General features: G+C 70.4%; 21 protein-coding genes. 9 read left to right on the top strand and 12 right to left on the bottom strand.

Annotated elements, in window-relative coordinates:
- Nucleotides 1-519, bottom strand: a 519-nt coding sequence (locus ACFY7E_RS23000) for a DUF4394 domain-containing protein (protein ID WP_389487634.1), incomplete at its 3' end; no start/stop codon positions are given.
- A gap of 251 nt (nucleotides 520-770) precedes the next feature.
- Between ACFY7E_RS23000 and ACFY7E_RS22995 the strand changes: the two genes are divergently transcribed.
- Nucleotides 771-1442: a carbonic anhydrase gene (locus tag ACFY7E_RS22995; RefSeq protein ID WP_389487632.1), complete on the top strand. Its 672-nt coding sequence runs from the start codon at nucleotides 771-773 to the stop codon at nucleotides 1440-1442.
- A 258-nt stretch (nucleotides 1443-1700) separates the two neighbouring features.
- On the top strand, nucleotides 1701-3227 hold the full coding sequence (locus tag ACFY7E_RS22990; RefSeq protein WP_389487630.1) for an RICIN domain-containing protein: 1527 nt from the start codon (nucleotides 1701-1703) through the stop codon (nucleotides 3225-3227).
- Between the two features lie 56 nt (nucleotides 3228-3283).
- Here ACFY7E_RS22990 and ACFY7E_RS22985 read toward each other — a convergent pair whose 3' ends face one another.
- Nucleotides 3284-3790 carry a hypothetical protein gene (locus tag ACFY7E_RS22985; RefSeq protein WP_389487628.1) on the bottom strand — a complete coding sequence of 169 codons (507 nt, stop codon included), beginning with the start codon at nucleotides 3788-3790 and terminating at the stop codon, nucleotides 3284-3286.
- A 43-nt stretch (nucleotides 3791-3833) separates the two neighbouring features.
- Nucleotides 3834-4928 carry a hypothetical protein gene (locus tag ACFY7E_RS22980; protein WP_389487626.1) on the bottom strand — a complete coding sequence of 365 codons (1095 nt, stop codon included), beginning with the start codon at nucleotides 4926-4928 and terminating at the stop codon, nucleotides 3834-3836.
- A 329-nt stretch (nucleotides 4929-5257) separates the two neighbouring features.
- Here ACFY7E_RS22980 and ACFY7E_RS22975 point away from each other — a divergent pair, with 329 nt between their 5' ends.
- The 3 genes from ACFY7E_RS22975 (at nucleotide 5258) to ACFY7E_RS22965 (ending at nucleotide 8676) form a co-directional block, all read left to right on the top strand.
- Nucleotides 5258-5977, top strand: a complete 720-nt coding sequence (locus tag ACFY7E_RS22975; protein WP_389487624.1) for a hypothetical protein — start codon at nucleotides 5258-5260, stop codon at nucleotides 5975-5977.
- A gap of 67 nt (nucleotides 5978-6044) precedes the next feature.
- Entirely contained in the window at nucleotides 6045-7883 is a 1839-nt protein-coding gene (locus tag ACFY7E_RS22970) for an FG-GAP-like repeat-containing protein (RefSeq protein ID WP_389487622.1), read from the top strand.
- Nucleotides 7884-7998: 115 nt separating this feature from the next.
- Complete coding sequence (locus ACFY7E_RS22965) at nucleotides 7999-8676, top strand: 4'-phosphopantetheinyl transferase (RefSeq protein WP_389487620.1); 678 nt, start codon at nucleotides 7999-8001, stop codon at nucleotides 8674-8676.
- Nucleotides 8677-8743: 67 nt separating this feature from the next.
- Here ACFY7E_RS22965 and ACFY7E_RS22960 read toward each other — a convergent pair whose 3' ends face one another.
- The 9 genes from ACFY7E_RS22960 to ACFY7E_RS22920 form a co-directional block, all read right to left on the bottom strand.
- A complete protein-coding gene (locus ACFY7E_RS22960; protein ID WP_389487618.1) occupies nucleotides 8744-9883 on the bottom strand; it encodes an acyl-CoA dehydrogenase family protein in 1140 nt (379 codons plus the stop codon).
- Entirely contained in the window at nucleotides 9880-10707 is an 828-nt protein-coding gene (locus ACFY7E_RS22955; protein ID WP_389487616.1) for an HAD family hydrolase, read from the bottom strand. Before ACFY7E_RS22955 ends, ACFY7E_RS22960 begins: the two co-directional genes overlap by 4 nt.
- Complete coding sequence (locus ACFY7E_RS22950; protein ID WP_389487614.1) at nucleotides 10704-12152, bottom strand: condensation domain-containing protein; 1449 nt, start codon at nucleotides 12150-12152, stop codon at nucleotides 10704-10706. The genes ACFY7E_RS22955 and ACFY7E_RS22950 overlap by 4 nt, the downstream gene beginning before the upstream one ends.
- Nucleotides 12153-12198: 46 nt before the next feature.
- Nucleotides 12199-13428 carry an MFS transporter gene (locus tag ACFY7E_RS22945; RefSeq protein ID WP_389487612.1) on the bottom strand — a complete coding sequence of 410 codons (1230 nt, stop codon included), beginning with the start codon at nucleotides 13426-13428 and terminating at the stop codon, nucleotides 12199-12201.
- 123 nt (nucleotides 13429-13551) lie between these two features.
- Nucleotides 13552-14301, bottom strand: a complete 750-nt coding sequence (locus ACFY7E_RS22940; protein WP_383439334.1) for a class II aldolase/adducin family protein — start codon at nucleotides 14299-14301, stop codon at nucleotides 13552-13554.
- The gene (locus tag ACFY7E_RS22935; protein WP_389487609.1) at nucleotides 14298-15017 is read right to left on the bottom strand and encodes a dihydrodipicolinate reductase C-terminal domain-containing protein; all 720 of its coding nucleotides are present in this window, start codon (nucleotides 15015-15017) and stop codon (nucleotides 14298-14300) included. Before ACFY7E_RS22935 ends, ACFY7E_RS22940 begins: the two co-directional genes overlap by 4 nt.
- The gene (locus ACFY7E_RS22930) at nucleotides 15010-15276 is read right to left on the bottom strand and encodes a phosphopantetheine-binding protein (protein WP_383439338.1); all 267 of its coding nucleotides are present in this window, start codon (nucleotides 15274-15276) and stop codon (nucleotides 15010-15012) included. Before ACFY7E_RS22930 ends, ACFY7E_RS22935 begins: the two co-directional genes overlap by 8 nt.
- A gap of 34 nt (nucleotides 15277-15310) precedes the next feature.
- On the bottom strand, nucleotides 15311-16750 hold the full coding sequence (locus ACFY7E_RS22925; RefSeq protein ID WP_389487607.1) for a class I adenylate-forming enzyme family protein: 1440 nt from the start codon (nucleotides 16748-16750) through the stop codon (nucleotides 15311-15313).
- Between the two features lie 7 nt (nucleotides 16751-16757).
- Nucleotides 16758-18140 carry a nitroreductase family protein gene (locus ACFY7E_RS22920; RefSeq protein ID WP_389487605.1) on the bottom strand — a complete coding sequence of 461 codons (1383 nt, stop codon included), beginning with the start codon at nucleotides 18138-18140 and terminating at the stop codon, nucleotides 16758-16760.
- 911 nt (nucleotides 18141-19051) lie between these two features.
- On the opposite strand from ACFY7E_RS22920, the gene dhaK reads away from it, so the two are divergent.
- From dhaK to ACFY7E_RS22900, 4 genes are all read left to right on the top strand, one after another.
- On the top strand, nucleotides 19052-20044 hold the full coding sequence (gene dhaK, locus ACFY7E_RS22915) for a dihydroxyacetone kinase subunit DhaK (protein WP_389487603.1): 993 nt from the start codon (nucleotides 19052-19054) through the stop codon (nucleotides 20042-20044).
- Nucleotides 20045-20091: 47 nt separating this feature from the next.
- The gene (gene dhaL / locus ACFY7E_RS22910) at nucleotides 20092-20715 is read left to right on the top strand and encodes a dihydroxyacetone kinase subunit DhaL (protein ID WP_389487601.1); all 624 of its coding nucleotides are present in this window, start codon (nucleotides 20092-20094) and stop codon (nucleotides 20713-20715) included.
- Nucleotides 20712-21149, top strand: coding sequence for a PTS-dependent dihydroxyacetone kinase phosphotransferase subunit DhaM (locus tag ACFY7E_RS22905; RefSeq protein ID WP_389487599.1), 438 nt, complete (start codon nucleotides 20712-20714; stop codon nucleotides 21147-21149). Before dhaL ends, ACFY7E_RS22905 begins: the two co-directional genes overlap by 4 nt.
- 155 nt (nucleotides 21150-21304) lie before the next feature.
- A complete protein-coding gene (locus ACFY7E_RS22900; protein WP_389487597.1) occupies nucleotides 21305-23320 on the top strand; it encodes an FAD-dependent oxidoreductase in 2016 nt (671 codons plus the stop codon).

Raw genomic sequence — 23320 nt, 5'->3', positions numbered from 1 at the left:
CGTGGTGGGGTTGGTGAGGGTGCCGTCGACGGTGGTGGTCCTGGGGGCGGCCGGGTCGTCGATGTTGTGGCGCAGGTTCTGGCCGGTGTCGCTGACCACGCGCAGGCGGTTGGCGGCCGGGTTGAAGTCGACTCCGAAGTACCGGCCCTGGAGGGCGACGGTCAGCTGCGAGACCTTCACCGCCGCGGCCTTGTCGCTGAGGGTGTAGACGCCACCCTTGTCACCGACGCCGTACAGCTTGCCGTTCTGGACGCGGAAGTCGATGCCCACCAGCCTGCCGTCGCCCTTGAGTCCGGTGACCTTGCCCAGGGACCAGGCGTCGGCCGGGTTGCGGACGTCGAAGCCGACCAGGCGCTGGTCGGAGGTCAGGCCCACGCTGATCAGACCATGGTGCGCGGCCCGGTCCCGCGGCGCGAACGGGTCACCGCCACCGGCCTTCGCCGACGCCAGGACGGGAGAGAGCAGGGAAGCGGCCACCGCGGCGGCGGCCACGGTGGTGGTGACGACTCGAGTACGCACGGAAGAACTCCGATCGGTCGGCGGCCCGCCCCTCGATGAGGCGGGTCCGCCGTTCCTTCGGCGCTCCCGCCCGCCGAAGATTGGTGTCGCGTTCCACAACCCCCCGAACGGCCCATGGAACTCCTGCCGCGGCTCTCACCAGGAGACCGGCCCGCCGCTCCTCGCGGCCGGATTCCCGCCGGAGGGAGAGCCGGGCACACGCCACCGGGTGCGTGCGCCGTCCCGCCGGCGCCGGGCCGTAAGGTGATGCCATGCCTAGAACTTCTCCTTCCGTCGCTCTCGACGCCCTCTTGGCGGGCAACAAGCGTTTCGTCTCGGGCTCGCCCGAGCATCCGAACCAGGACGCGGCCCGCCGCGCGGAGCTGGCTCCCGGACAAGATCCGTTCGCCGTCGTGCTCGGCTGCTCCGACTCGCGGCTCGCCGCCGAGATCATCTTCGACCAGGGCCTCGGGGACCTGTTCATGGTGCGGACCGCGGGGCACGTGGTCGGCTCCGAGGTGCTGGGGAGCGTCGAGTACGCCACCACCGTCCTCGGGGCCCGTCTCGTCGTCGTGCTCGGCCACGACTCGTGCGGTGCCGTCGCCGCCGCCCGCGCGGCGGTCGAGGACGGTTTCGCGGCGGGCGGCTTCGTCCGCGACGTGGTGGAACGCGTCACGCCGAGCATCCTGGCCGCGCGCACCGCCGGGCTCACCTCGGACAGCGACGTGATCGACGAGCACATCCGCCACACCGTGGACCTGCTGCTCGACCGTTCCCGTCTCCTCTCCGAGCAGATCGCGGCCGGCGAGATCGGCGTCGTCGGCCTCGGTTACGCGCTCGCCGAGGGAAGCGCCCGCATCGTGACCACGCGCGGCGTCGAGGCCCCGGAGGGAACCCCGGCCGAGCCGAAGACCCCGACCGGGGAGAAGACCTCCGCCTCCTGACCCCCCGACCCACCCGACCCGGACCGAAGCGTCGCGGCGGGGGCGAGCCCGCCTTCGCCGCGACGCCCCGAACGATCCGCCGTTCAGGAGCACGCGGGGAAGTTTCCTGGTGCGCGCGGAGGGAACCGGTGATCACCGTCAATGCGGTTCATGAGGATCACTCGGAAGTGATCTTGCCAACCCGACACGCCTATGACTTTCTGGAGTCAGCACATAACCGTCCGTAGCGGGCGGTCGGTGAACGGCGAAGGGATGACGATGAGCACTCCCCAGACGGCGACCACGGGCGACGAGGGTTCCGCCCCTCCGATCAGCACGATCGCTGGAACCGGGACCGCGGGGTTCAAGGGGGACGACGAGCCGTCCGTTTCGGCCCAGTTGAACCGCCCGTACGGGATCGTGGTGGACGGCAACGGCACCCTGTACTTCTCCGACTTCAACAACCACCGGGTCCGGAAGATCACCACCGACGGCAGGATCAGCACGATCGCGGGGACCGGGGTCGCGGGGTTCAAGGGAGACAACGGGCCCGCCACTTCGGCCCAGTTGAACTCGCCGCGTGAGGTGACGGTGGACAGCGCGGGAACCGTCTACATCGCCGACGCCAACAACCACCGGGTACGGAAGGTCACCGCCGACGGGACCATCAGCACGGTCGTCGGCACGGGCACGGCGGGGTTCAGCGGGGACGGCGGCCCGGCCGCCGCCGCCCGGTTGAACCTTCCCATGGGCGTGGCGCTGGACAGTACCGGCGCTCTCTACGTCTCCGAGTACCACAACAACCGCGTTCGGAAGATCACGCCCGACGGCAGGATCAGCACGGTCGCGGGCAGCGGGCCCCTCGGATCCGGGGGCGACGGGGGTCGGGCGGTTTCGGCCCAACTGAACCGCCCGCACGGACTGGCGGTCGACGACGCGGGCGTCCTCTACATCGCCGACTACGCCAACCACCGGGTGCGGCGCGTGGCGGTGGACGGGACGATCAGCACGGTCGCCGGCACGGGCACCGCAGGGTTCGGCGGGGACGGCGGCCCGGCGGCCTCGGCCCGGCTGAACGGTCCCGTGGGACTGGCGGTGGACAGCGCGGGTGTCCTCTTCGTCTCCGAGTACAGCAACCACCGGGTGCGGCGCGTGGCGGTGGACGGGACGATCAGCACGGTCGCCGGCACGGGCACCGCAGGGTTCGGCGGGGACGGCGGCCCGGCGGCCTCGGCCCGGCTGAACCAGCCGTACGGGCTCGCCGTGGACTGTGTAGACACCCTCTACGTCACCGACTTCAGCAACAACCGGATCCGGAAGGTCGCGTCGGCGAGGCTGAGCGGGCTGCCCGACTCGGGCGCGGTGATCTCCTGGTCCAACGTCCGCAGCAGGCTGCGGATGGGGGTCCACCGGGAGTCCCTCAAGGACGGGGCGGAGATCCATCAGGCCCTCGCCGTCCCCAGGAGCCACCAGCAGTGGCGGCTTGTCGCGACGGGCCAGGACGACGGCGAGGTCCTGTACCGGATCGAGAACGTGCGCAGCGGCAAGGTCCTGGAGGTCGTCGAAGCGCAGGAGACGGCGGGGGCGGTGGTCGCACAACGCGCCTACGAGGGCGGCGGCGCGCACCACCAGCAGTGGAGGCTGATCCCGGTGGGATCCGCGACCGACACCCCGCGGGTCTACGAGATCGCCAACCGCAACAGCGGGCTGCTGCTGCGGGTCGACACCAACGCCCGTACGGCGGTCAAGCAGCACGGGGCGGAGGGCGATCACCGCAACCGCCAGTGGCAGTTGCTTCCCGTGTAACACGCGCGAGGGGGGCAGGGGCGGCCCCGCCCCTGCCCCCCTCGCGCTTCCGGGTCCTACTGGGAACGGGAGGGCTTCTCCGCGGTCGCCTGGGGCGCCTTGGGCGCTTCCGGGGCCTTCGGAGCCTCCGGGGTCTTGGGAGGCTTGGTGAAGTCGCTCTTCTCCGGCCTGTCCTCCAGGTCCTCGTCCTTCTTCAGATCCCCCTCCCTCTCCACCGTCTCCCTCGCCCCCTGCATGCCGTCGGACGCGGCCTTGGTGACCGAGCCGGGATCCCGGGCGTACCGGGCCTGCTCGCCGGCGGAGGCCTGGGTGGTCTGGATGAAGGAGCCGAGGAAGCCCAGGACGGCCCGTGCTTCGGGCGACGTCTCCTGCACGATCTTCGCGCGGGAGGAGGCGCCGTGGATCGCGCTGTTGAACAGGCTGGGGTTGGTGTCGTCGTACGTGTCGTCGTCGGAGTCCTCAAAGTCGACGCCCTCGCCCGGCCGGGGCTTCGTGCTGTCGGTGGTCACGGAGAAGAGCCCCGCGCCCTTGCCCGCGGAGTTGAAGATGTTGTCGAACACCATGGTCGTCACCTCTGGTCGTCGTCGTGGCGGCGGTGCTGCGTGGTCAGGGCTGCTTGTAGAGGGTCTGCTGGCTGACGGTCAGGTTCTCGATGTCGAGCAGGGTGTGGTGGACGTCCAGGGCCGAGACGACCTCGGCCAGTCCCTTCATGCGGAACCCTCCGGGCGTCAGGTCGATGTCGCTGATGTCGCGGGCGACCGTCCGGCTCAGGCCGGGGTAGGTCCCGGACTGCGGGGGCGAGAGGACCGCCACCGGCACGGCGTACTGCACCGCGATCAGCCCGGAGAAGGTCACCGGGATCTCGTAGGTGTACTGCTTGCGGGTGCGTCGCTGCGAGACGACGGTCTCCACGCGGGAGTTGGCCGGGACCTTGCCGGAGATCTGCGACTTCGAGGCCCAGCTGGTGTTCAGGGAACCGCCCACGGTGGCCGCGATGCCCAGGGCCAGCTGGGCGTTGAGCGACGCGTTGCCGGTGGCGCTGCCCGTGGTCGTGAATCCCACCGAGTTGGTCATCGTGTTCGACGAGGAGTTCGTCGCGGAGCTGCTCGCGGACGTCTCGCTGGTGTTGGCGTTGTCGACGCCGACGCTGTCCTTGCTGTTCTTGTTGGTCACCGTGTTCGCGTTCTTGTTCGCCGTCCCGTTCTGGCACGACGCCGCGAGCTGCGACTGCAGGTCCAGGCGGAGCTGGTTCTGCAACTGCAGCTGCAACGATGCTCCGACGCTGCCGCCGAAGGTGAGTTTGGCGTCCCCGTGGAGCGACCACGTGACCCCGTTCGACACGGTGAAGTCGACCGAGTCGGTGAAGGTCATCTCGGAGGCGCTGCGGTTGACGTACGTACGTGAGGAGAAGGTGTCGGGCGGGGGCTGGCCGATGTCGCCCCGCACCTCGATCAGCGGCTCCCCGAGGTTCATATAGGCGAGCCAGCCCAGTTGGAACGCGGTTCCGGGGAAGGTGCCGAAGCTCGACTTGTTCACGGAGAACCCGACGGGCTTGTGCTTCACGCCCGAGGCGTCGACATAGACCAGGTTGGGGTGGTCCAGAATGGACTGCCAGGTCTGCTCGATGTTGAGTTCCCGCAGGTTCTTCTTCGTCAGTGGCTGACGCTTGGCGTCTACCAGACTGTATGCGGTGGAAGGCATCTACCCGTCCTCGACTGTTTTCGGCCGAACCGCGCTCGGTGAAATGTAAACAGAGATCTGTGCACGTTCCGGCAGGTGAAATTACCGTGCTCTTCCCGGCCCGGAAAGACACATCCGCAGGTCACGCTCGTTCGAGTGATCGATTTTCGGCAATCGCTTCCGAATCGCCGAAGAAGTGACCTTTCTTCAGCGCACGTCACTCCATCGATGAGTTTCCCGTCCTCTTTCCCGTGGGTAGCGTGGCCCCGGGCATTGCCGTGGGCCGCGTTCTTTCAGCCGCTGATTCCGGCATTGTTCTCCCCTCCTTCGGAACAGGTGAGGTTTCCTCGATGTACACCCAAGAACGTACGGCGATGTCCAATCTGGTGGTCGGCGGCCCGGTGGCGGTGAACAGCCACGACAACGCGATCGTGGCGGCGCTGGTCGAGAACCGGCCGGTCATGCTCGTCCACGCCTTCAACGGCGGCTATCTGCGGCCCGCCGAGCTGGGCGAGGAGAGCCACGACAAGGGCGTCCAGCTGGCCACCGCCCTCGACGAGACCGTCAAGGAGGCGAAGGGCCACCTCTGGTACGTCACCCCCGCCGGCTTCTTCGGGCAGCGGCCGCTGTACGTCCTGGAGAGCGCCGCCGGCCAGGCGACGCCCAAGCCCGCCGGCACGGGCGGAACCGACGCCGGACGCGGCGACGACGGCACGCCCAAGCCGCGGCGCAGGCGCGTCACCGTCCACCAGGACGCGCCCAAGAGCACGGCCGACACCGTCCAGGTCGGCCTGCCCGACAAGGTCGGTGACAAGTGGCGCGGGAAGAACGGCGCGCCCGAGGACACCCAGCTCTGGGTCGTCACGGTCACTCCGTGGGGCGGGATCACCTTCGTGCCCATCACCCACCCCGACACCATCCTCGGGTTCAAGGACCACGCGGTGGCGGCCAACAGCGAGGCCCGGCTCACCTACAACTGGGGCGGGGACTTCACCGGGACGGTCATCAACACCTTCTACCCGCGCCTGCCCAGCGAGTGGAACGTCCCGTACCACCACGTCTTCACGTGACCCGGAGCCACCGCCGCTCCCCGCCCGCCCCGAACCGACGCCCGCACCGCCTGGAAGAGGCACCACGATGTCCGTGCCCATGGAAGAACTGAAACTGGAGATCGTCAACGCCGCCACGGGGAAACCCCTCGGCGCCAGAGCCGTGCCCGGCACGGACGGAGCGCTCGTCGTCCGCGACTTCCCCGACGACGGCCCGCGCCCGGAGCGGTGGCAGCTCGCCCCGGTGCGGTCCGCGCGGGACGAGCAGACGTACGTGATCCGCGACGCGGCCGGCGGCAAGGTCCTCGACCGGCTCGCTGCCGCGAACGGGGGCGTCCGGCGGGGGGACGCCGCCGACGGCAGGAAGAGCCAGCAGTGGCGGGTCGTCCCCGTCGAGGGCGAAGCCGGCCTGTACTTCATCGAGAGCGCGGCCGACGACACCGTCCTCGACCTCGATCCCGACGCGTCCGACGAGAACGGCACCCCCGTCATCCTGCGCGCGTACGACGAGGAAGCGGCCGGCCAGCGGTGGCGGCTCGTCCCGGTCGAGCCCGAGCGCGTCGGCGACCTCGTCCTGCGCTTCGCGCCACTGGACCACTGGAACGGACGCCGGTCCTGGCGGCTGACCCGCTCCGCCGCGCTGCGCCCCGTGCCCGGGGCGACCCCCTCCTTCAGCGACATGCTGCTCGTCCTCGACCGGTTCGGGAGCGACCCCGACGCCGGCGGGTGGAAGAGCGAAGGCGTCGCCCCCTCCCCCGACGACCGGCCGGGCCGGTGGGCCGAGCTCGGCGCGCGGTTCCTCGCCGACACGGCGGGCGAGGGACGAGCCGACATCATCGGGCTCAAGCCCGCCAAGGGCGCCGTGACGTCGGCCGCCCGGGGCGACGGCACGTTCGAGGAGGAGGAACGCGTCCTGCATCCGTCCGCGCCCTCCTCCGGTCCCGCGGACCTGTGGACCCTCGCGGACCTGACGGGCGACGGCAGGCCCGCCGCCGTCGTGCTCGCCGCCGACGGTGTCCGGATCTCTCCTCGGGGGGAGGACGGGACGTTCGAGCCCGCGGCCGGTGAGCCGGCCCTCAAGGCGTTCGGCCACGGTGATCAGGCCGGCGGGTGGCTCGTGGACAAGCACCTCCGGTTCCTCGCCGACACCAACAGCAACGGCAGGCTCGATGTCGTCGGCTGCCACGACGACGGCGTCCGGATCTCGCTCCAGGACGAGGACGGCACGTTCGCACCGCTCGCCGACGAACCCGTCCTCAAGGCGTTCGGCCACGGCGAAGAGGCCGGTGGGTGGCTGGTCGACAAGCACCCCCGCTTCCTCGCCGACACCACCGGCGACGGACGCCTCGACGTCGTCGGCTGCCACGACGACGGCGTCTGGGTCTCCCAGCAGGAGGAAGACGGTACGTTCGCCGAACCGCTGTACGTCCTGGACGACTTCGGGACCGAGCAGGGATGGACCTCGGCCGACGAGCACCCCCGGTTCCTGATCAGGACCGTCGGCGACGGAACGGCGGACGTCGTCGGCTTCGGCCCCCACGGCGTCGTCGTCGCGCGCGGCCTGGGCGACGGCACCTTCGAGCCCTCGAAGCTCGTCCTGAACGACTTCGGCACCGCCCAGGGGTGGACGTCCGGGAAGCACCTCCGCTTCCTCGCCGACGTCACCGGTGACGGCAATCCCGACATCGTCGGCTTCGGTAACGAGGGGGTCTGGGTCTCCCACAACCTCGGCGACGGGACGTTCGACCAGGCCCGGCTGGTCTGCCGCGGCTTCGGACATGACGACGACGCCGGCGCCTGGCGGATCGGCCACCACCCCCGGTTCCTCGCCGACGTCACCGGCGAGGGACGCCTCGACATCGTCGGCTTCGGCGGCCCAGGCGTGTACGTGGCCCGAAACCTCCACCGCCGCTTCAGGACCCGGTAACTCCCGAGGGGGCCGCCACGGCCGCACCACGACGTCGTGCCCCACCCATGGCGCGAGAGCAGGCGGCGGTCTTCTCACACGGGCCCCGCACCCGGGTCGCCCCTATGATTCGGAGGTGATCGAACTGCTCCCTGACGATGTGGCCGTGGTCGTCGCCGTCGAAACCGACTGGTGCGACGCCGTGCTGCCGGCGGAACGGCAGGGGCTGAGTCCTGACGTCACAGGCGCACGACTGCGCGAGTTCGCCGCCGGACGGAACTGCGCCAGACGGGCGTTGGCATCCTTCGGGATACACGACGCCGCGATACCCGTGGGGCGGCAGCGTCGGCCGGTGTGGCCGGCCGGGATGGTGGGCAGCATCACTCACACCGTCGGGTTCTGCGCCGCGGCGGTCGCGTCCAGCGGCAGCCACGAGTCCCTGGGCATCGACGCGGAACAGTCCCGTGCGCTCACGCCCTCGGAGCGCCGGAGGGTCTGCACGCCGTCGGAACTGGCGAGCGTTCCCCACGGGTACGGCGACCTCTGGCCGATCATCCTGTTCTCCGTCAAGGAGGCCGTCTACAAGGCGTGGTCCCCCCTGACCGAGACCAGGCTCGGATTCCACGACGTGGTCGTGGAAGCGGACGCCGCCCGAGGGACCTTTCTGGCACACGTGTCGGCCAAGCGGCTGGCGGAGGCCGCCGGCACCGGGCGCAGGGCTCCCGCCGAGGTTCCGGGCCGGTTCTCGGCGGATGCCCGGCTCGTGTGCTCGGCGGCGGTCCTGCCCCGCGATGAACCGTCTCGGGTCCGGTAGGGACCGCGTCCTCCGGTGGGCACGGGGCAGATCGCCTCGGCACCGCCGGACCCGGAACGGTTCGACGTCAGTCCAGTCCCTGCGAGATCACCAGACGCTGGATCTGGTTGGTTCCCTCCACGATCTGCAGGAGTTTCGCCTCCCGCATCCAGCGCTCGACCGGGTGGTCGGAGACGTAACCGGCGCCGCCGAGCACCTGCACCGCGTCCGTGGTGACCTTCATCGCCATGTCGGTGGCGAAGAGTTTGGCTTTGGCCGCTTCCAGCGAGAACGGAAGGCCCGCGTCCTTGAGTCTGGCCGCGTGGAGAGTGAGCGCCCGTGCTGCCGCGATCTGCGTGGCCATGTCGGCCAGCATGAAGCCGACTCCCTGGAAGGAGATGATCCGCCGGCCGAATTGCTGTCTTTCCTTGGCGTACCTGATGGCGTAATCGGCGGCGGCCTGTGCGAGGCCCACCGCACAGGCCGCGATGCCCAGGCGCCCGCAGTCCAGGGCGCCCATCGCGATCAGGAAACCCTTGCCCGGTCTGCCGATCAGCCGTTCGGCAGGGACGGTGACGTCGTCGAACCCGATCTGCGCGGTGGGCGAGGACCAGACTCCGAGCTTCTTCTCCCGGGCGTATATCTCCATGCCGGGCGTACCGGCCGGGACGACCAGGCACGAAAGCCCCCGAGCGCCAGGGCCTCCCGTACGGCTGAACACGTTGTAGAAGTCCGCGTGACCGGCATGGGTGACCCACGACTTGGTGCCCGAGATCCGGTAGGCACCCTCTTCGGCGACCGCACGCGTGGTGAGCGAGGCCGCGTCCGATCCGGCCTCCGGCTCGGACAGGCAGTACGCACCGAGCTGATCACCGCCCAGCATGGCCGGCAACAACTCCGCGCGCTGTGCCGGGGTGCCGAAGGTGGCGGTGCCGTAACAGGAGAGATTGTGGACATTGACGGTCTCGGCGACGGCCAGCCAGTGGTACGCGATCTCCTCCAGGACCTGGAGGTACACCTCGTAGGGCTGTCCCCCGCCGCCGTACTCCTCCGGATAGGGCAGGCTGAGCAGCCCGGCTTTGCCGAGGGTGCGTACGGCTTCTCTCGGGAACTCGTGGTCCGCCTCGAACCGGGTGACCCGGGGAGCGAGTTCGCCGGCGGCGATGTCCCTGGTGAGAGCGAGCAGTTCGGTCGCCTCCGGAGACGGCAGGATGCGCTGTACCTTCATCGGATCACCTCTTGGGGGATGGGCGTGTGCTCGGCCAGCAGACCTTCCAGAACGACCGCGACCCCGTCGTCGTCGTTGGAGGGAGCGATCAGGTCCGCCTCGGCGTGCAGCGCGGGATCGGCGTTGGCCATGAACACTCCCCGACCGGCCCAGCGGATCATCTCCAGGTCGGTACGGGCGTCGCCGAAGGCGATCACTTCGTGCGGAGCGATGCCGCGCGAGGCGCAGAGCTTCTCCAGTGCGACGATCTTGCTGACGCCGGGGGCGACCAGGTCGACGACGCCGCTGTGATGATGGGAGACGTCCACCAGTCCGTCGAACAGGGCCTCGAGTGTGCTCGTACCGATCTCTCGCAGCCGGGGAGAGACGGCGAAGAGTTTCAGCACGGACGTGTCGATCTCGGCGGGGTCCTGCCGGTAGGACGTGCCGATCAGCAACGGATCGGGGTAGTCCGGGGCGTATCCCACCGTCCGGTCGGGACGCATCCAGCCGATCCTGGCGTCCGGCAGGGCCTCCTTGATCCTTCTCGCCGCCTCGCGTGCGGTGGCGGCTTCGACGAGGTGTTCCTCGACCAGTTCCATGGACGGGATCCGCCAGAGGCCGGCGCCGCCGCAGCAGATCGCCTCTCCGGTCAGCCCGAGCGCCTCGACGATGTACTCGATCGCCGCGGCGTGGCGCACCGTCACGAAGACGGCCTCGATGCCGTGGTCGCGGGCCAGGGCGATCGCCTTCCGGGTGCGCGGGGAGACCGACAGATCGGACCTCAGCAGCGTTCCGTCCAGGTCCAGGGCGATCAGGCGGAAAGGCGGAGGGGGGTTGGTCATGCGAGATCCTCTATGGTGTCGTCGGCCTGGGCGGTGCCTCGGGCGAGGAAAGTCCGGACGGACGCGAGGAACGCGGCCGCCCACGTGTGGCTGTAGAGGTCGTGCCGGTAGCGCAGCTCGACGGCGATGTCGTCCTTGCGCCGATATCCGATGACGCGCAGTCCGCCGCGGGGCACCTCGGGCATCGGGATTCCGACCGGCTGCACGTCCAGGCCGGCCGGGCAGAGCAGGGGCTCCCGGGCGTCTTCGACCATGTCCATGTCGAAGTTGAGGTAGATCGGCACGTCTCCGGGCTTGCGGAAGCGCACGCCGTACTGCTCGGGGGCGAGTTCCCGCAGGATCAATGAGAACGGGACGCGCTGGTGCCGCATGGCATGGAACAGCGTCTGGGCCTCTTGCCGGACGAGGTGGCGGAAGGTCGTCCGTGAGGTGAACCGGGTGCGGAAGGTCGCGGGGGTGGCGACGTATCCCACCATGTCGTCGATCTCCGGCCGCGTGCGGTTGGCGAGCGATCCGAACGTGGCCACGTCGCCGGCCTCGGCGTCACCGAGGGTCTCCCGGCGCAGTCGCCACATGGCGGCCTTCAGTGCCGCGGCGATCACGACCGCCGAAGTCGTCCGCTCCCGCAGGGCCAGCGCCTCGATCTCCTGGCTGAGATCCGCGTCCAGGGGCTCGAGGAGTTTCGTGACACCGGGCTCCGCGCCGGTCGGCGGGGCGGGATCGGCGAGCCCCGAGGACGGGATCGGGGTGATGCCGTCGAGTTGCCTGCGCCAGTAGCCGAGCTGGCGGTCGAGCTGCTGTCCGGTGAGGTGGCCGTGCTGCCAGAGCGCGAAGTCCGGGAACTGCACCGGCAGCTCGGGAAGCGGAGGAACGTCGTCGCCCTGAGCCGTCGCGTACAGGGTCAGCAGGTCATTGATCATGATGCGCGCCGACCAGGCGTCGAAGACGACGTGATCGGTGGTCATCGACAGTACGTGCAGGGTGTCGCTCACCCTGCCCAACACCGGCCGGAAGAGCGGGCCGGCGGCGAGGTCGAACGGCTGGTTGGCGTGCTCGGCGAGGAGGGCGAGCACCCGCCGCAACCGGGACTCCTCGGGTTCGTCGGGAGCCTCGATGACCGGCAGCGGCAGGGGCCGGGGCGGAAGCAGCAGCATCACGTGCTGTTCCGCGCTTTCCGGGTCGGCCTCGGGGAAGACGGTGCGCAACGACTCGTGGCGTTCGCTCAGTCGCTGGAGGCTCCGCTCGAGGAGGGGGACGTCCAGGGGTCCGTCGAAGCGGAGTCCGAGTGCGATGTTGTTGTTCACCTGGTGCACGTGCCGTCCCCAGAGCAGGCGCTCCACCTGGGTGTGGGTGGCGGGGACGGCGCTGCCCCGCTCCGCGGCGGGGATCTCGGTGGAGGTGTGGGGGGTCGGTCGCGTCACGTGGATCGTGGCGGGGGTGGTCATGGTGCGCCGTTCCAATCGGTGAGGTGGCTGCGGGCGGGGATCGCGTTCAGGAGGACGAGGCGTCCGACCCGGCCCGGCCGGTGTCGGTGCGGCGCCGTCCTCCCAGCAGTGCCAGCAGGGGCAGGAGCAGGATGGCTCCGCTGATCGCCGTCAGAGGCCCGAATCCGAGCCGTTCGAGGATGATTCCGGACAGTGCGGCGCCACCGGCCGCAGCGATGTTCATGGCCATGTCGGAGAAGCCCTGGACGGCCGGCCTCGCGGCGACCTCGACGCTCTCGGAGAGCAGGACGGAAGCGGCCACCAGAACCGCCGACCAGGCCAGTCCCAGCAGAGCGAGACCGACGGCGAGCTGCGTGACATCCGTACCCCGCGCGGTGCCGGAGACCAGCATCGACAGCAGCATCGCGGCCAGGCCGCCGAACAGCACCGAGCGACTGTCGAACTTGTCCACCGCCCAGCCGAACAGCGCGGAGAAGCCGAACATGCCGGCCAGATGGCCACTGAGAACCGCGCCGATCACGCCGAGTCCCACGTCGGAGTGATGCATGTGGATGCCCGTCATCGACATCACCGCGATCATCACCAGGTGCCCGGCGACGATGGTCAGGATCGCCGTCTTCCCGGCTCTGTTGTCACGCAGGGTCAGCAGCATGTCCCGCAACGGCGGCGCCTTCTCCCTCTCCCCCGCCGCGACGTCCTGTCCGCGGGCAAGCAGGAGGGGGTCGGGTCGCAGGAAGAGGGCGATCATGGCGAAGGCGATGCCGAAGCCCAGCATCGCGAACAGGAAGGTACCGGACAGTGCGGGCAGCCCGAGGCCCTCGGCCAGCGCGGCGCCGGGCCCGGTGAGGTTGGGGCCGACCACGGCTCCGACCACCGTGGTGGTCAGCACCAGGGACATGGCCTTGCCCCGCTGGTGCGGTTCCGCGAGGTCGGCGGCGGCGAATCTGGCCTGGAGTCCGGTGGCCCCGGCCGCTCCGTAGAGGACCATCCCCACCAGGAACAGCGGAAAACTGCGCTCGACCGCCGCCACCACGCAGATCACCGCTCCGACGGCGGCGGCCAGGTATCCGGCGGACAGGCCCGGCCTGCGGCCCTTCACGTGGGTGAGGGCCGCGACGGCACCGGCTGCGACGGCGCCGCCCAGGGTCGCCGCGGTCTGCGAGAGGCCCGCCAGGGAAGCGCTTCCGCTGATCTCCTCCGCCAGCAGGCTGGTGACGGCGAATCCGGTGGCGATCCCACTGCCGCTGACCACCTCCGCGACGATCAGGGTTCGCACGGTTCTGCGCTGCACCCTTGTCCGGTTCTCCTGGTGACGGCCGGAGCCCTCGGCCACAGTTCTCATGTCTTTCCTCGGGTTCGGATGGTTCGGAGCAGGGGTCGGAGTCGGCGCTCGTTCCGGTCAGCGCTCGTTCCAGTCGGCGGTGTCGGGCCAGTGTCTGGCGACCCGCCGGACGGCGTAGTCCCAGTAGGAGCGGACCGAGAGGTCGGCGTAGATGAAGTCCTGCTTGGCGGCCACGTCCTGGTCGGTGGACCAGGTGTAGTCGACGCCGGCACCGTGGGCCGTCAACTGGAGTCGGCAGGCCCGCTCGAGGACCTGGGCGAAGACCGCGGCGTGTCGCACGCTCTTGCCCACGATCACCCCGCCGTGGTTGCGGAGCAGGACGGCGGGGTGGTCACCGAGGTCTTCGGCGATGAGTTCCCCGGTCGCGATGTCCAGGACGGTGTTGCTGGTCCGGGTGAACAGGCCCACTCGTCCGTGGAAGTACGCGCCGTCGTGAGAGACCGGCTGGATCGGCAGGTCGGTGGCGCCGAACAGCAAGGTGTGGGGGGCGTGGCTGTGCACGATGCCGTTGACGTCCGGACGTGCCTGGTAGATCGCCTGGTGCAGGGGCAGCTCGGGCGGGGCCAGCGGAGGTGACGGCAGGGTGTGGTCGACGGAGCAGCGCACCACGTCCTGCGGCGCTGCTTCGTCGAAGCCGACCAGCGCACCCTTGATGAAGAAGTCGTTCCGGCCGGGCAGCCTGGCCGATATCTGTCCCTGGTTGAAGTCGTCGTGGCCGTCGAGGGAGAGCATCCGGGCTCCGAGCGCGACCTGTTGAACGAGTCTGCGCTCGGCCGGGTTCAGCGGCCGTGCGTCCGCACTGCTCATGGCGTGCTCCTTGCTGTCAGTTCGTCATAGACGTCTCGCATGGTCACCAGGCCGGGCCGGGCGCTTCGGGCCCACCTGGCCGCCGCCAGCGCGCCCCGGGCCGGAACGGACCAGCTGCCGACGTGGTGGCGGATGTGCAGCGACTCGCCGTCCCAGGAGTGGGTCAGCTCGTGTTCACTGACCGGAAGTCCCGCTCGTTCGTCGGCGATGTCGTCGGGCTGCCTGCCGCTCGCCTTCGCCCAGGTCTCCGCCAGCGTCACCGCGGTCGCGCTGGGCCGATGGGCCTTGCCCACCGGGTGCCGCTCCCGCACGGTGGTGGAGGCCGGCTCCGCGGCCCCGGTGACGAGTCCGGCGAGGAATTCCGCAAGGCTCAGCTGGAGATGGTGGGCGAAGGACAGGTTGGTGGCCCGGACCACCGGCACCGCCCGGGACAGTTCCGCCAGTGCCGCCCACTGACTGCTCGTCAGGTTGGAGACGCAGGCCACGAGCGGGACGCGACGGGCCGTGCAGTAGGCCAGCACGTCGTGGTGAGCCTCCGGAGAACTGGCGTCGACCATGACATCCGGTACCGCGCTCGACTTCCAGCCGGATCCGCGATCGGCGGTCAGCACGACCGCGAGACCCTCGGCGCGGCAGATGTCCAGCAGGGCCCCGCCCAGCCTGCCGCGGCCGACCACTCCGAGCCTCAGGCCACCGTCGTCGAGGCCGTCAGGCACGTACTTCTCCGCCGCTCGCGACCACCAGCGCGGTGATGCTGTCGATGGACTCGTAGTGTTCGACGTCCGCCTCCGGGTCCAGGTAGACGCCGAGGTCGTTCTCGATGCTGTCGATCAGACGCATGTAGGCGAGGGAGGAGAATCCGACGGCCGACAGCGCGTGGCCGGCGTCGGCGAGCTCGCGCTCGGAGAATCCGCCCTCACCGGCGGCGACGGCGAGGGACACGATCTTCTGGCGAAGAGCGGCGTTGTTTTCCACGGGAGGACTCCTGAGTTCGGGTATGGGGCGGTGGTCAGTTGCTCTGTGCGTCGTCGAGCAGGCGGCGCAGCCGCTGTACGCTCGGCTTGCCGATCGAGTTCGCCGGGATCTGGTCCGTCAGGTGGAGGATGCTGGGCACCTTGAACGCGGGAAGCACCTGGGCACAGTGCTTGCGGAGTTCCTGTGTCGTCGCACCGGGGCCGGCGGAGACGACGGCGGCCAATGTCGGCTCGCCGTGCCGGTTCTCGTACTCGAAGACCACCGCGTCGACGACGCCGGGGGCTTCGCGCAGGACCTCGGTGACCTCGATGGGGTCGATCTTGCGGCCGCCGACGTTGACCATGCGACCCGTCCGGCCGGTGAGGTGCAGTCCGTCCGCCTGGAGGCGGCCTTGATCGCCCGTGTGGTAGTAGCCCCGGTCGTCGACGCGGGCTTCGAACACGCCCGGCGCGTTGAGGTATCTCGAGCCCATCGATTCGCTGCGCACCCGGATGCCGTTCGCGTCCGTGAGGAGCCGGACACCGGGCAACGGGGTGCCGAGCCCGGCACCGGTGCCGTCGGCCGCGAACGTCAGGGGGCCTGCTTCGGCCACACCGTAGTAGTTGTGGATGGGCACGCCGGTCAGGCGGGTGAACTCCTCGCGCACGCTCTCCCGCAGGGGAGCGCCGGAGGAGATCGCCGTTCTGACCTTCTCGAATCCCGCTCCCGAGCCACGACGGACCATGGACTCGTACAGGGCGGGAAATGCCACCAACCGTGTGGCCCCGGTGCTTTCCAGGAGCCTCACCACGCGGGAGGCGGTCGGCAGTCCCCGGGACAGGTGCAGCGAAGCCCCGGAGAGGAAGGACGCCAGCAACGACGTGTTGAAGGCGAGGCCGTTGGACAGCGCGGCCAGGCAGGCGATCCGGTCCTCGGCCCCGAGCGCTGTGCCCTTCGCCCAGTTCGCCGCTGCCGCGTGGACGGCTCCGCCGGAGAACTCGATGCAATTCGGCCGTCCCGTCGATCCGGAGGTGAACCGGCACACCTCCGTCGTGGCGAGGAGCGGCAGGCGGGAGGCGGCATGACCTCGAAGGCGACTGGCAGCGAGGGCTCCGAGCTCGCCGCCGTGCGGCAGGGGCTCCTCCGTCAGCGAGGTCACGGCGGCGTCCGGCGCGTGAATCAGCAGATCCAGTGAACAGTCCTCGGCGATACGGGAGAGTTCGAAGGGGCCGAAGGCCGAATCGACGAGGAAGGGGACGGCGCCGGCGAACAACGCGCCGACGTAAGCGGCGACATAGTCCGCCGAGTTGGTGGCATAGATGCCTACTCGTGTTCGCCCTTCGTCACCGCCGTGGCCGGCCATCCACGCCGACACGGCCTCGCTCCGGTCGGCCAACTGCGAGTAGGTGAGCGAACCGTCCGGATCGGCTACCGCGAGGGCGTCCCCGAATCGCGAGAACGATGCGGCGAAGACTCCTGGAAGCGTGGGGTTCACAGTTTCCTCACTGCTCGTTCTGGGCGATCGCGGCGCCCAATCGGTCCAGTTTGATCCCCGAGTCGTCCGGCGTGCCCAGCAGCAGAACGTAGAGGATCTCGTCGTTCTCGGGGAGGCCGGCCAGCGATCGCCACATGGCCGCGTCGAATCCCCCGATGCCGGTGACACCTATTCCCGCCCGGGTGGCTCCCAGATAGAGCATCTGCCCGAGCACGCCGCAGCGGAGGGCGAGTTCGCCGAGATTTCCCGTCTCCGTGCCCGTCTCCACGTCCGGCCCCTCGGCGGAGACGCTCTCGAGCGCGGCACGGGGCGCGTGCATGAGCACCACCGCCGCCGCCTCGGTCAGGGTCCGCTGTTGCATGCACGCCTTGGCCATCTCCTCGCCGGACGGCAACCGTCCCGTCCCCCTCCCCTGCCGGGTCAGCGGATGGACGGCGTTCTGTTCCGCCTCCGCGGCGGACCGTATGACCAGGGTCGCCGCCAGCGAGGAGGTGTCCGGCAGGTCGGTCACGACAGGAGTGGTCAGGGCGGACACCGCTTGCCAGATGTCGTCGGCCGGCACCGGAGTGCCGACGAAGGCCTTGCTGGAGGTTCTGGCCGCCAGCAGACCCGGCCATGTTCCCGGTTCCCCCAAGCCGGCTCCCTCCCGGTGAAGCCGCGCCCGCGGGAGAAGGCCGACCAGAGGACTGGGCATCCCCGCGGTGCCCAGTGCGTCGGGACGGACCGGCCGGGCGGCAAGCGACTCCCAGCAGGCACGCTCCAGCCATGACTGCCAGGTAGCCTCTCGGTGCGCCCGGCCCGTCCCGTCATGCATGGTCCAGGCCGGCTCGAAGGACCTCGGCGCCACATGGCCGAGGACCACAGCCGAGTGGACTTCCCGGAAACTTTCCGTGGCCTTGAGCAACTCCGTCAGCGGGCTCCGCGGGAACCGGGACCGAAGCACGCCGGGCGCTCCCCGGCCCGCCGAAGCGAAGAGGAGGTTCCCGACCGCGTGCCCGGCGTCGAGCTGTGCGTAGAGATAACCCCGGTCGCCGTACTTGCGCATGGACAGCCAGGGGCGGATCAGCGTGACCACCACCGCTCCTCCGTCGGGCGGCAGCGAAAGCCCGGAAGAGGTCAGACAGGCGGATACCCCGGCTCCGGAAGCCAGACGGGTGCAATGTCGGCGGTCGCCGTCGATCCGGAAGGCCGAGGGACGGCCGTCTTCCATGACGATCGCGGCGAATTCATAGGGATAGACGGCTCCGGCCGAAGGCACCGCCCTCGTCCCGCGCGGACGCCCGTTCCCTCCCAACAGCACTCCCTCGTCCAGCAGGGACAGCACCATTTTCAGGCCCGGCGATCTGATCGCCTCTGCGGGCGCGTCAGCGGTCGCTGACGACAGGGCCATTCGAGCCCACATGTCGGTGGCCGGCTCCGGATGGCGGGCGGCTGCCGTAACTGCATGTGCCTGCACTTCTGACGTACCTCATCTCGCACGACAACGGAATCAAGGACTATCTGCGGCGCGGCGAACAAGGGACTGCCGCCCTGGTGGAGCGACAACCTGCGAGCAATGGCTTCAGGGGGGTGTGCACCCTCGACGACCCAAAAGCGGCATCCGGCGCTCCGAAACGCGCCAAACCGACCATGGAGATCCAACTCCGTTTCAAATCACCAGAGTTGACTCTGTCCACCCCCCCAAGCGACGGTGATCATCGTGGGGGGGCCCGGCGAGGCCTGTCAAGCATTGGCATAGACCATTCAAGCGGTCGAGACCGCCCTACCCGCCTCCGCCCGGCGACATCCCCGCCTGCTCAACTCCCCTATTCAGAAAGGGAGTTGAAGTGACGAGATGCACCTCGCCGATCCGCCGTGTCGGCCGTCGGCAACGAGTTCGCATTGCTCCTCGCCACTCGACGCACGTCTCACCATGCGAACATATGCCGTTCGCGCATGCCTCGAAGGGCCTTGTTGCCGTCAAACCCGTCCAACTCGTCTTCTATCAAGGGCGATCGGCAGCGCGCTCGAGTCGGTCGACCTCCGAAAAAGGCCGGCGCCCCCAGCATCGGGGCGCGGGTGGGTCGCCGGGCGCGGAACCCATGGAGTGCGACGCCTCCGGCCGGTTCCTTCCGGACGCCCTCCCGCTGCCCGATACTGGATGCCGGCGGGGCGGCTGTGACAGCCTCACCGGACCTGAACGCTCGTCAGCCAAGTCGGCGAGAGGTCGGCATCACCACCGCCACAGACCGCCGCGGGCCGTGTCTGAGCAGGCGAAACGCAGCTCAGAGGCCCAGTTGCCAGATTGTGTGGGAGGAACCGTTGAAGATGCTCATCAACGTCCCGGAGACCGTCGTCGCCGACGCGCTGCGCGGGATGGCCGCCGCGCATCCCGAGCTGACCGTGGACGTGGAGCGGCGGGTCGTGGTGCGGAGGGACGCGCCCGTGGCGGGGAAGGTGGCGCTCGTGTCCGGCGGCGGTTCCGGGCACGAGCCGTTGCACGGGGGGTTCGTGGGGCCGGGGATGCTCGCCGCGGCCTGCCCCGGCGAGGTTTTCACGTCTCCCGTGCCCGATCAGATGGTGCGGGCCGCCGCCGCGGTCGACAGTGGCGCGGGCGTGCTGTTCGTCGTCAAGAACTACACCGGGGACGTGCTGAACTTCGAGATGGCGGCCGAGCTGGCCGAGGACGAGGGGATCCAGGTCGCCAAGGTGCTCGTGAACGACGACGTGGCGGTGACCGACAGCCTCTACACGGCGGGGCGGCGCGGGACCGGGGCCACGCTGTTCGTGGAGAAGATCGCCGGGGCCGCCGCCGAGGAGGGCGCCCCGCTGGAGCGGGTGGAGTCGATCGCCCGCCGGGTCAACGAGCGGTGCCGTTCCTTCGGGGTGGCCCTGAGCGCCTGCAGCACCCCCGCCAAGGGCGGCCCCACCTTCGACCTGCCGGACGGGGAGCTGGAGTTGGGCGTCGGCATCCACGGCGAGCCGGGCCGCGAGCGGCGGGCCATGATGACCTCGCGGGAGATCGCGGACTTCGCCGTCGACGCCGTCCTGGAGGATCTGCGCCCGTCCGGGCCGGTCCTCGCCCTGGTGAACGGGATGGGTGCGACCCCGCTCCTCGAACTGTACGGCTTCAACGCGGAGGTGCAGCGGGTGCTCACCGAGCGCGGGGTGCCGGTGGCCCGGACACTGGTGGGGAACTACGTGACCTCGCTCGACATGGCGGGCTGTTCGGTGACCCTGTGCGAGGCGGACGAGGAGCTGCTGCGCCTGTGGGACGCGCCCGTACGGACCCCCGCCCTGCGCTGGGGACTGTGAGACGGGCGGGAGGAACGACGGATGACGGCACGGGAGTGGGAGACGGCATGACGGAGACCTTCGGCGCGGAGTTCCTGGTGCGCTGGCTGGCGGCGGTGGCCGAGGACGTCGATCGCGAGGCGGACCGGCTCACCGAACTGGACTCGGCGATCGGCGACGCCGACCACGGCGCCAATCTGAGGCGGGGGTTCGCCGCCGTGGCCGAGACCCTGGCGAAGGAGCCGCCCGGGACGCCCGGCGCGGTGCTCACCACCGCCGGACGGCAGCTGATCTCCACGGTCGGCGGCGCGTCGGGCCCGCTGTACGGGACGCTGCTGCGGCGCGCGGGGAAGGCGCTGGGCGACGACGAGCGGGTCGGCCGGGAGCGGCTCGCGGAGGCGCTCGGCGCCGGGGTGGCCGCCGTGTCGCAGCTGGGTGGTGCCCAGGTGGGCGACAAGACGATGCTGGACGCGCTCGTGCCGGCCGTGGAGGCACTGCGGGAGTCGTTCGCCGCGGCCCGCGCCGCCGCCGGGGAGGGCGCCCTCGCGACCGTACCCCTGCGGGCGCGCAAGGGCAGGGCGAGCTATCTGGGCGAGCGGTCGGTCGGGCACCAGGATCCGGGGGCGACCTCGTCGGCCCTGCTGTTCGCGGCGCTCGCCGTCACGGCGGCCGCGGAGGGGGAGGAAGGATGAGCCCGGTGGGGGCGGAGGGAGCGAGTGGCGTGGGGCCCGTCGGCGTCGTGCTCGTCTCGCACAGCGCGTCGGTCGCGGCGGCGGTGGCCGAGCTGGCCATGGGGCTCGCCGGCGGCGGTGACGGTCCGCCCCTGGTCCTCCCGGCGGGCGGGACCCCGGACGGCGGCCTGGGGACGAGTTCCGAGCTGATCGCCGCGGCGGCGAAGGCCGTCGACCGGGGTGCCGGGGTGGCGCTCCTGGTCGACCTGGGCAGCGCCGTGCTCACCGTGAAGGCGATGCTGGCCGAGGGCGACGAGCTGCCCGGGAACTCCCGCCTGGTGGACGCGCCCTTCGTCGAGGGCGCGGTCGCGGCGGTGGTGACGGCGAGCGCGGGCGGGGACCTCGACGCGGTGACGGACGCGGCCTCGGAGGCGTACTCCTACCGGAAGGAGTGAGGGCGCCGGGCCTCCGGCGTCCCCCCGCCCTTTCTTCGTCACGATTTGTTACCGAGTAGTAGACGTCACGCCCCGATTCTTCTGCAACTAGTTGCAGAACCCGCGCGGAGTCCCCTACAACAGGGGATGACGATCCTGCGCGAGGAGGCGCCCGCATGACCCCGTACCCGCATCTGCTGAGCCCGCTCGACCTCGGGTTCACCACCCTGCCCAACCGGGTGATCATGGGCTCGATGCACGTCGGTCTGGAGGAGGCCGAGCACGGGTTCGAGCGCATGGCCGCCTTCTACGCCGAGCGCGCCCGCGGCGGCGTGGGCCTGATCGTCACCGGCGGCATCGCGCCCAACGAGGCCGGCCGCCCCTGGGACGGCGGGGCCAAGCTCACCACCGCCGAGGAGGTCGCCGAGCACCGGACCATCACCGACGCCGTGCACCGGGAGGGCGGCCGGATCGCGATGCAGATCCTGCACTTCGGCCGGTACGCGTACCACCCCGCCCTGGTCGCGCCCAGTGCCCTCAAGGCTCCCATCAGTCCCTTCGTACCGAACGAGCTGACCGACGACGAGGTCGAGCGGACCGTCGAGGACTACGTCCGGTGCGCCGGGCTGGCCAAGGAGGCCGGGTACGACGGCGTCGAGGTGATGGGCTCCGAGGGTTACCTGATCAACGAGTTCATCGCCGCCGCGACCAACCACCGCACCGACCGCTGGGGCGGCTCGTACGAGAACCGCGTCCGCTTCCCGCTGGAGATCGTCCGCCGGATCCGCGAGCGGGTCGGCGAGGACTTCATCCTGATCTACCGCCTCTCGATGCTGGACCTCGTCCCCGGCGGCTCCACCCTGGAGGAGGTCGTCCGGCTGGCCAAGGAGATCGAGGCCGCGGGCGCCACCATCATCAACACCGGCATCGGCTGGCACGAGGCGCGCATCCCCACCATCGCCACCTCCGTGCCGCGCGGCGCCTACACCTGGGTGACGAAGAGGCTGATGGGCGAGGTCTCCGTGCCGCTCGTCACCAGCAACCGCATCAACACCCCCGAGGTCGCGGAGGAGATCCTCGCCGACGGGCGCGCCGACCTGGTCTCGCTGGCCCGCCCGTTCCTCGCCGACCCGGACTTCGTCGCCAAGGCCACGGCCGGCCGCGCCGACACCATCAACACCTGCATCGGCTGCAACCAGGCCTGCCTGGACCACACCTTCAGCCTGAAGATCACCTCCTGCCTGGTCAACCCGCGCGCCTGCCACGAGACGGAGCTGGTCCTCTCCCCCACCCGCCGCGCCAAGCGGATCGCGGTGGTCGGGGCGGGCCCGGCCGGGCTCTCCTGCGCGGTGTCGGCGGCCGAACGCGGCCACGCGGTCACCCTGTTCGACGCCGCCGCCCAGATCGGCGGCCAGCTCAACGTCGCCAGGCGGGTGCCGGGCAAGGACGAGTTCGACGAGACCCTGCGCTACTTCCGCGTCCAGCTCGCCGAGCGCGGTGTCGAGGTGCGCCTGAACACCCCGGTCACGGCGGCCGACCTGGACGGCTACGACGAGGTCGTGGTCGCCACCGGCGTCTCCCCCCGCACTCCCGCCATCGAGGGCGTGGACCACCCGAGCGTCGTCAGCTACCTGGACGTGCTGCGGGACGGCGCGCCGGTCGGCGAGCGGGTCGCGGTCATCGGCGCCGGCGGCATCGGCTTCGACGTGGCGGAGTTCCTCACGGACGGCGGGGAGGGCGCGAGCCAGGACCCCGAGACGTACTTCCGCCAGTGGGGCGTGGACACCTCGTACGAGAACCGGGGCGGGCTGCGGGCGCCCGAGCGGACCGCGCCGCCGCGTCAGGTGCACCTGCTCCAGCGCAAGGAGACCAAGGTCGGCGCGGGGCTCGGCAAGACCACCGGGTGGATCCACCGCACGGAGCTCAAGCACCGCGGCGTGGCCATGGTGGCGGGCGTGACGTACGACCGGATCGACGACGAGGGCCTGCACGTCACGATCGGCGGGGAGTCCCGGGTGCTCCCGGTCGACACGGTCGTGCTCTGCGCGGGCCAGGAGCCGCGGCGGGACCTGTACGAGGAGCTGGTGGCGGCGGGCCGCACGGCGCACCTCATCGGCGGCGCGGACGTCGCCGCCGAGCTGGACGCCAAGCGGGCCATCGACCAGGGCACCCGCCTCGCCGCCGCCCTGTGA

It is taken from the genome of Streptomyces sp. NPDC012825, assembly GCF_042900925.1.
Taxonomy (GTDB): domain Bacteria; phylum Actinomycetota; class Actinomycetes; order Streptomycetales; family Streptomycetaceae; genus Streptomyces.
Note: the sequence above shows the minus strand (reverse complement) of the source record. Positions and strands in the feature narration are given on the sequence as shown.